The sequence below is a fragment of the Burkholderia sp. E168m23 genome (assembly GCF_016586125.1).
Taxonomy (GTDB): domain Bacteria; phylum Pseudomonadota; class Gammaproteobacteria; order Burkholderiales; family Burkholderiaceae; genus Burkholderia; species Burkholderia orbicola.
Genome location: NZ_BCPP01000347.1, coordinates 1 through 6,522, shown reverse-complemented (window position 1 = coordinate 6,522; position 6,522 = coordinate 1). Strand labels below are relative to the sequence as shown.

The window sequence follows — 6,522 nt, the reverse complement described above, 5'->3', positions numbered from 1 at the left end:
AGCATGCGCGCACGATCCTGCGCTCGGGCGCGAAGATGCTGACGCTCGGCGGCGATCACTACATCACGTATCCGCTGCTGGTCGCGCACGCGGAGCGCTATGGCAAGCCGCTGTCGCTGATTCACTTCGACGCGCATTGCGATACGTGGGCCGACGACGATCCGGACAGCCTCAATCACGGGACGATGTTCTACAAGGCCGTGAAGGAAGGGCTGATCGATCCCGCGACGTCGGTGCAGGTCGGCATCCGCACGTGGAACGACGACTTTCTCGGGATCGAGCGGCTCGATGCCGCGTGGGTGCATGACCATGGTGCGCGGGCGGCGGTCGAGCGGATCGTCGAGATCGTCGGCGCGCGGCCTGCGTATCTGACCTTCGACATCGATTGCCTCGATCCGGCGTTCGCGCCGGGAACCGGGACGCCGGTGGCGGGCGGCTTGTCGTCGGCGCAGGCGCTGGCGATCGTGCGCTCGCTCGGGGCGGTGAATCTGGTCGGAGCGGATGTGGTGGAGGTGGCGCCCGCGTACGATCATGCGGACATCACGGCGATCGCGGCCGCGCATGTCGCTTGCGATCTGCTGTGTGTATGGCGGCAGAAGAAGGTGGCGAACGCGTTGCGTTGAGCGTGTGCCACGCGGGACACGAAAGCGGCCGGCGGGGCATCGCGCCCGGCCGGCCTGCTGAGGGAGGGTGCCGCGCGTATTACTTCGCCGCCAGCGCACTCGCGACGTTCTTGTCGACCCAGGCGTTGTCGGCCACGCTCAGCTTCTGCGGAATCAGCTTCGCCGCGTAGAACGCATCGGCCACACCTTGCTGCGCGGCGACGATGCGCTCGTCGAGCGGCACCGCACCGAACGGCACGCGCTTGATCCACGTCTCGACGAGCGCCTGCGGCAACCCGACCTTCGGCGCCAGCAGCGCGGCCGTGTCGGCCGGATGCCCGTTGACCCACTGGCCCGTTTCGCGCGCCTGTTTCAGGATCGCGCCGACCACGTCGGGATGCTGTTGCGCGAAACTCCGCGTCGCCTCGTAGAAATTGTTGGTCGCCGCGAGCCCCGTGTAGTCGGACAGCGTGCGCACCTTCAGCGCGCTCTGCGCGGCCGCGTAGTACGGGTCCCAAACCGCCCACGCGTCGACGTTGCCGCTTTCGAACGCGGCGCGCGCGTCGGCCGGCGGGAGATAGACCGGCTGGATTTCGTCATAGCGCACGCCGGCCTTCTTCAGCGCCTCGAGCAGCAGGTAGTTCGCGCTCGAGCCTTTCTGCAGCGCGACCTTCTTGCCGCGCAGGCCGGCCACCGTCCGGATCGGCGAATCGGCCTTTACGAACACTGCCTCGTTGTGCGGCGCCGGCGGTTCCGCGCCGACATAGACGAACTGCACGCCGGCCGCCTGCGCGAACACGGGCGGCGGCGCGCCCGTATAGCCGAAGTCGATGCTGTTTGCGTTCAGTGCTTCGAGCAGTTGCGGGCCGGCCGGGAATTCGAACCATTGGACGCCATAGCCGAGCGGCTTGAGCCGCGCCTCGAGCGCGCCCTGCGCCTTGACGATCGACAACAGGCCGGCCTTTTGATAACCGATGCGCACGATCTTGTCGGCGCCGCCTTGCGCGAACGCCGACGCGGCGGACAAGGCGACCAGCGAGACGGCGGCGGCGCGGGTGATCCAGCGGGTGAAACGAATCATCGAATGAACTCCATGCGAGGCATCTTCGGAGAGCGGCCGGTGCCGCTCGGTTGGAAGAATCGTCGCATGGGCGATCGTGCCCGCAAACGAAGCATTGCCGATATGGATATGACGGCGTCGGCCCTATGCTTTGTCGTCGTGGCCTGCCGGATCGGACGTATCCGGCGCGCCGGACTGCCGCGCCGCTTCGTCGCTGAGCTTCTTGTCGAGGATCGTCGCGACCCGGCCGCCGAGATACGCGCCGGCCGCGGTTTCGAGCGCGCGGTTCGTCTCGCCTTCGACGAACACGGCAGCGAGCGGACGCAGCCGCCAGATCGCGTCGACCAGTTCGGGCACGTCGGTGGCCGGCGGCAGCGTGCCGGCGTCGTAGCGGTCGAGCCGCTTCACGACGAGATCGACGAGCAGCCGCGCGATCGCGTCGAAATGCGGCCGCGCGAGGCTGATCACGTCGAGCAGCTCGCGCGGCGGAATCCCTTCCTTCGTCATCGCGGCCGCCGCCTCGAGCAGCGCGGGGCTTTTCGCGACGAACGACAGGCCGCGCCGTTCGAGCAGCCCGAGCTCGGTCACGCGCGACAGTTGCGTGGTCGCTTGCGGGCCGAACATCTGCGCGAGTTGCGCGAGCGAATAGGTTTTCGGCAGCTCGTGCGACCAGCGGCCGCCGATCGCGTTCTCGAGGCCGAGGATCGAGCGCAGGTCGTGGCCTTCGTCGATCGCCTTGATCAGGTCCTGGATGTTCGACAGCGTGTAGCCGCGCGCGAGCAGATGATTGATCAGCTTCAGGCGCGCGACGTGCGTGTCGTCGTAGATGCCGACGCGCCCGCGTTTCTCCGGCGGCGCCAGCAGCCCGCGGTCCTGGTACGCGCGGACGTTGCGCACGGTGGTGTCGGACACGCGCGCGAGTTCGTCGACCGTGTACTCGTTGCGGGAATCCGGCGTGGCCTCGTCGGGCGTGGAATGAGTCTGTTTTGACATGCGGCCATTCTAGCGCGCGGCGGCAGGCTCGGGCGAGGCGGGGCGCGTGTTCGCGCCGTCGCCGAGCGGGCGCTGCAGCAGCGCCGTGTCGATCCAGCGGCCGTGCTTGAAGCCGACCGCTTTCAGCAGGCCGGCCGGTTCGAAGCCGAACGCGCGATGCAGCGACGTCGAGCCGCCGGTGCCGCCGTCGGCGATCACCGCGATCATCTGCCGCCACGGGCCGCCTTCGCAGCGCGCGATCAGCGCGTCGAGCAGCGCGCGGCCGATTCCGCGGCCGCGCTGCGCGTCGTCGATGTAGATCGAATCCTCGATCGCGAAGCGGTACGCGCTGCGCGTGCGGTAGGGCGTCGCGTACGCGTAGCCGGCTACGCGACCGTCGCATTCGGCGACGAGATACGGCAGCCCGTGGCTGAGCACCGCGTCGCGGCGTGCGCGCAGTTCGGCGACGTCGGGCGGCGTTTCCTCGAACGACGCGACGCTGTGGTGAACGTGGTGTGCATAGATCGCGTGGATCGCGTCGAGGTCGGCGTCGGTCGCGTCGCGCACGACGCAGGTGGGAGCAGTAGACATGAGGGCAGCGCGGGCGAAGTCAAAACGCTACTATGCCGGCCGCCGACGCGCGTGGCAAAGCCGTTTGTGGTTTCGGCGGCTTACAGCCGGCCGTCCGCCGCATGAACCGCATCGGCGATCGCGTCGGCGACGCGCTGCACACGCGGCGACCGGCGCACGTCCGGATGAACGACGAGCCAGATTTCGCGCTCGATGTCGCAACGCGGCGCGGCCGTCAGCTCGACGAGCGGTGCGCCGGCGTGCGCGGCCGGATCGTCGACGAGAAACCGCGGCAGCAGCGCGACGCCGGCCCCGGCTGCGCACGCGCGATGCTGCGCGGCGAGGTCGTTGGCGATGAACGCAAAACGGCGCCCGGCCGCGACGCGTTCGAGCCATTGCTGCTGCGGCGTTTGCGCGAGCGCGTCGTCGTAGCCGACGAACGGCCAGGTGTCGGGCGGCGCGTCCGCCCATTCCGGTGCCGCGCACAGCGCGAAGCGCATCGTGCCGAGCCGGCGCGCGGCGAGCCCCGGTTCGCTCGGCCGCGACAGCCGCACCGCGAGGTCGGCTTCGCGCGCATACAGGTTGGCCGCATGCATCTCGCCCATCAGGTCGATCCGCAGCGCCGGCCACGCGCGCTGTGCACGGGCCAGGCGCGGCGCGAGGAAATGGCTGGCGAACACCGGCGACGCCGATACGCGCACCACGCCGTCGAGCGCGGCCGCGCCTTGCGCGGCGCGCGCGAACGCATGCGCGTCGGCTTCGAGGCGTGCGGCGTGCTCAGCCAGGTGCAGCCCTTCGTCGGTCGGCGGCCAGCCGCGCGGCAGCCGGTCGAACAGCCGGATTCCCAGCGCCGATTCCAGCGCGTCGATGCGCCGCGCGACCGTCGAATGCTGGACCTGCAGCGCTCGCGCGGCGGCCGACAGGCTGCCGCCGCGCATCACCGCCAGAAAGTAGCGGATGTCGTCCCAGCTCATCGGCAGCGCGGGTGCGCCGGCAGAATCGTGATCGGTCGAATTTTGCACAGTAGATGGGCGCTCAGCGTGAATTCCGTTCGATTATGCACGATGGGATCATCGTGTCACTTCATTCACTTCATTCGATAGCGAGGAACGTCATGACCCAAACTGCCAACGCCATCCGGATCGGCATCGACCGTTACGGCGACGCCGGCGTGCTGCGCCGCGTCGATGCGCCCGTCGGGTTACCCGGGGCCGGCGAAGTGCGGATTCGCCAGACCGCGATCGGCGTGAATTTCGTCGACATCTATTTCAGGACGGGCGCGCACGCGTTGCCCGCGCTGCCAGACGCGCTCGGCGTCGAGGCGGCCGGCGTGATCGACGCGGTCGGGCCGGGCGTGACGGAGCTCGTCCCCGGTCAGCGTGTCGCGTATGCCGGCCTGCCGACCGGCAGCTACGCGAGCCTGCGCACGATGCCGGCCGAGCGCGTGCTGCCGATTCCCGACGGGCTGAGCGACGAAGCCGCCGCCGCCGGGCTGCTGAAGGGGATCACCGTCTACATGCTGCTGCATCGCGTGCGGCAGGTTGGCGCCGGCGATACGGTACTCGTGCACGCGGCGGCCGGCGGCGTCGGGCTGCTCGCGACGCAGTGGGCGCATGCGCTCGGCGCGCGGGTGATCGGCACGGTCGGATCGGCCGCGAAAGCCGCGCTCGTGCGCGTGCACGGCGCCGAAGCGGTGGTCGATTATCGCGAGGAGGATTTCGTTGCAGCCGCGCGGGCGTTCGGCGGCGGGGCGGGCGTCGATTACGCGATCGACGGAATCGGCGGCGACGTGCTGACCCGTACGCTCGGGGCGGTTCGTCCGTTCGGGATGGTCGCGAGCATCGGGCAGGTGGCGGCGATCGGCGCGCGGCAGACGTTCGATCTCGACGAGTTGGGCCCGGCCCGTTCGATCGCGCTTGCGCGGCCGAGCGTGCTCGGTTTCATCGCGCGCGACGTCGACGCCTATCGGGACGCCGCGCGTGCGACGCTCGACCGGCTGGCGGGCGGCATGCATGTCGAGATCGGCGCGCGGCTGCCGCTCGAACAGGCGGCCGACGCGCACCGGTTGCTGGAGTCGCGCGCGACGACGGGCGGTGTCGTGCTGCTGGCGTGACGGCGGGCGCGGGCGGTTCGCGACGCGGCTCGACGGTCGCGTCGCAAGCCGCCCGCTGGTCAGTGGTGCTTGCGCAGTGGCGCATCCTCGACGAACCACGCGAGCACGAACGCGATCGCGATGACCGTCGCGGCCGACAGATACACGACGTGCAGCGACCCGGCGAACGCATGCAGGTACGCGTCGCGCACGGCATCCGGCGACTGATGCACGGCGGCCGGGCCGAGCGCGGGCGGCAATTCCGTGCCGGCCGGCAGCGCATGCGTCATCCGCGATTGCAGCCCGTGCGAGAACAGCGCGCCGAACGCGGCGACGCCGAGCGAGCCGCCGATCGAGCGGAACAGCGTCGCGCCCGACGTCGCCACCCCCATGTGCCGGAATTCGACCGTGTTCTGCACGGCGAGCGTCAGCACGGGCATCACCATGCCGAGGCCGATCCCGAGCAGCGCCATGTACGCGTACATCGTGTGCAGCGGCGTGTCGAGCGTCAGCGTCGACAGCAGCGCCATCGCGACGCCGCCGGTCAGCGTCCCCGCGATCGGGAACATTCGGTATGAGCCCAGCCGCGAGATCAGCCGCCCGCTGACGATCGACGTGACGAGCATCCCGCCCATCATCGGCAGCAGCTGCATGCCGGCCTGCGACGGCGTCGAGCCCTTCACGACCTGCAGGTAGAGCGGGATGAACGTGACCGAGCCGAACAGCGCGATGCCGACCACGAAACCGATCAGGCTGACCAGCACGAAGGTGCGGTGGCGGAACAGCTCGAGCGGCATGATCGGTTCGGCCGCGAGGCGTTCTTCGTAAATGAAGCCGCCGATCGCGACGAGGCCGAGCGCGAGCGTCATCCAAAGCTGCGGCGACGTCCACGGCAGCAGCGAGCCGCCTTCGCTCGTGAACAGGATCACGCAGGTGAGGGCGGTCGCGAGGAACGCGGCGCCCATGTAGTCGATCCGGTGCTTCACGTGCGCGGTGTGCGGCCGGAACGCCATGCCGATCACCGCGAGCGCGAGCACGCCGAGCGGCAGGTTGATCGTGAAGATCCAGCGCCACGACAGGTGTTCGACCAGGAAGCCGCCGAGCAGCGGCCCGACGATCGTCGCGAGGCCATAGACGCCGCCGAACATCCCCTGGTAGCGCGCCCGGCGATCGGGCGGCACCAGATCGCCGATCGCGGCCATCGTGACGACCATCAGGCCGCCGCC

General features: G+C 69.8%; 7 protein-coding genes. 2 read left to right on the top strand and 5 right to left on the bottom strand.

Features of this window, described 5'->3' with window-relative positions; genetic code table 11:
* A partial coding sequence (gene speB / locus JMF90_RS18520) for an agmatinase (RefSeq protein ID WP_201325300.1) occupies positions 1-623 on the top strand: 623 nt, incomplete at its 5' end.
* Between the two features lie 79 nt (positions 624-702).
* Here speB and JMF90_RS18515 read toward each other — a convergent pair.
* The 4 genes from JMF90_RS18515 to JMF90_RS18500 form a co-directional block, all read right to left on the bottom strand.
* The gene (locus JMF90_RS18515) at positions 703-1,683 is read right to left on the bottom strand and encodes a sulfonate ABC transporter substrate-binding protein (protein ID WP_011547457.1); all 981 of its coding nucleotides are present in this window, start codon (positions 1,681-1,683) and stop codon (positions 703-705) included.
* Positions 1,684-1,806: 123 nt separating this feature from the next.
* On the bottom strand, positions 1,807-2,655 hold the full coding sequence (locus JMF90_RS18510; RefSeq protein ID WP_006478759.1) for a MerR family transcriptional regulator: 849 nt from the start codon (positions 2,653-2,655) through the stop codon (positions 1,807-1,809).
* 9 nt (positions 2,656-2,664) lie between these two features.
* A complete protein-coding gene (locus JMF90_RS18505) occupies positions 2,665-3,225 on the bottom strand; it encodes a GNAT family N-acetyltransferase (protein ID WP_011547458.1) in 561 nt (186 codons plus the stop codon).
* An 80-nt stretch (positions 3,226-3,305) separates the two neighbouring features.
* Entirely contained in the window at positions 3,306-4,178 is an 873-nt protein-coding gene (locus JMF90_RS18500; RefSeq protein ID WP_043887355.1) for a LysR family transcriptional regulator, read from the bottom strand.
* A 140-nt stretch (positions 4,179-4,318) separates the two neighbouring features.
* Here JMF90_RS18500 and JMF90_RS18495 point away from each other — a divergent pair, with 140 nt between their 5' ends.
* Complete coding sequence (locus tag JMF90_RS18495; protein ID WP_011547460.1) at positions 4,319-5,317, top strand: quinone oxidoreductase; 999 nt, start codon at positions 4,319-4,321, stop codon at positions 5,315-5,317.
* Between the two features lie 59 nt (positions 5,318-5,376).
* On the opposite strand, the gene JMF90_RS18490 is transcribed toward JMF90_RS18495, so the two are convergent.
* Positions 5,377-6,522: MFS transporter (locus JMF90_RS18490; RefSeq protein WP_201325299.1), on the bottom strand; the 1,146-nt coding region annotated here is incomplete at its 5' end.

Coding starts and splice junctions, on each gene's coding strand:
- JMF90_RS18510 (WP_006478759.1), bottom strand. CDS start 2,655: ATGTCAAAACAGACTCATTCCACGCCCGACGAGGCCACGCCGGATTCC.
- JMF90_RS18515 (WP_011547457.1), bottom strand. CDS start 1,683: ATGATTCGTTTCACCCGCTGGATCACCCGCGCCGCCGCCGTCTCGCTG.
- JMF90_RS18505 (WP_011547458.1), bottom strand. CDS start 3,225: ATGTCTACTGCTCCCACCTGCGTCGTGCGCGACGCGACCGACGCCGAC.
- JMF90_RS18495 (WP_011547460.1), top strand. CDS start 4,319: ATGACCCAAACTGCCAACGCCATCCGGATCGGCATCGACCGTTACGGC.
- JMF90_RS18500 (WP_043887355.1), bottom strand. CDS start 4,178: ATGAGCTGGGACGACATCCGCTACTTTCTGGCGGTGATGCGCGGCGGC.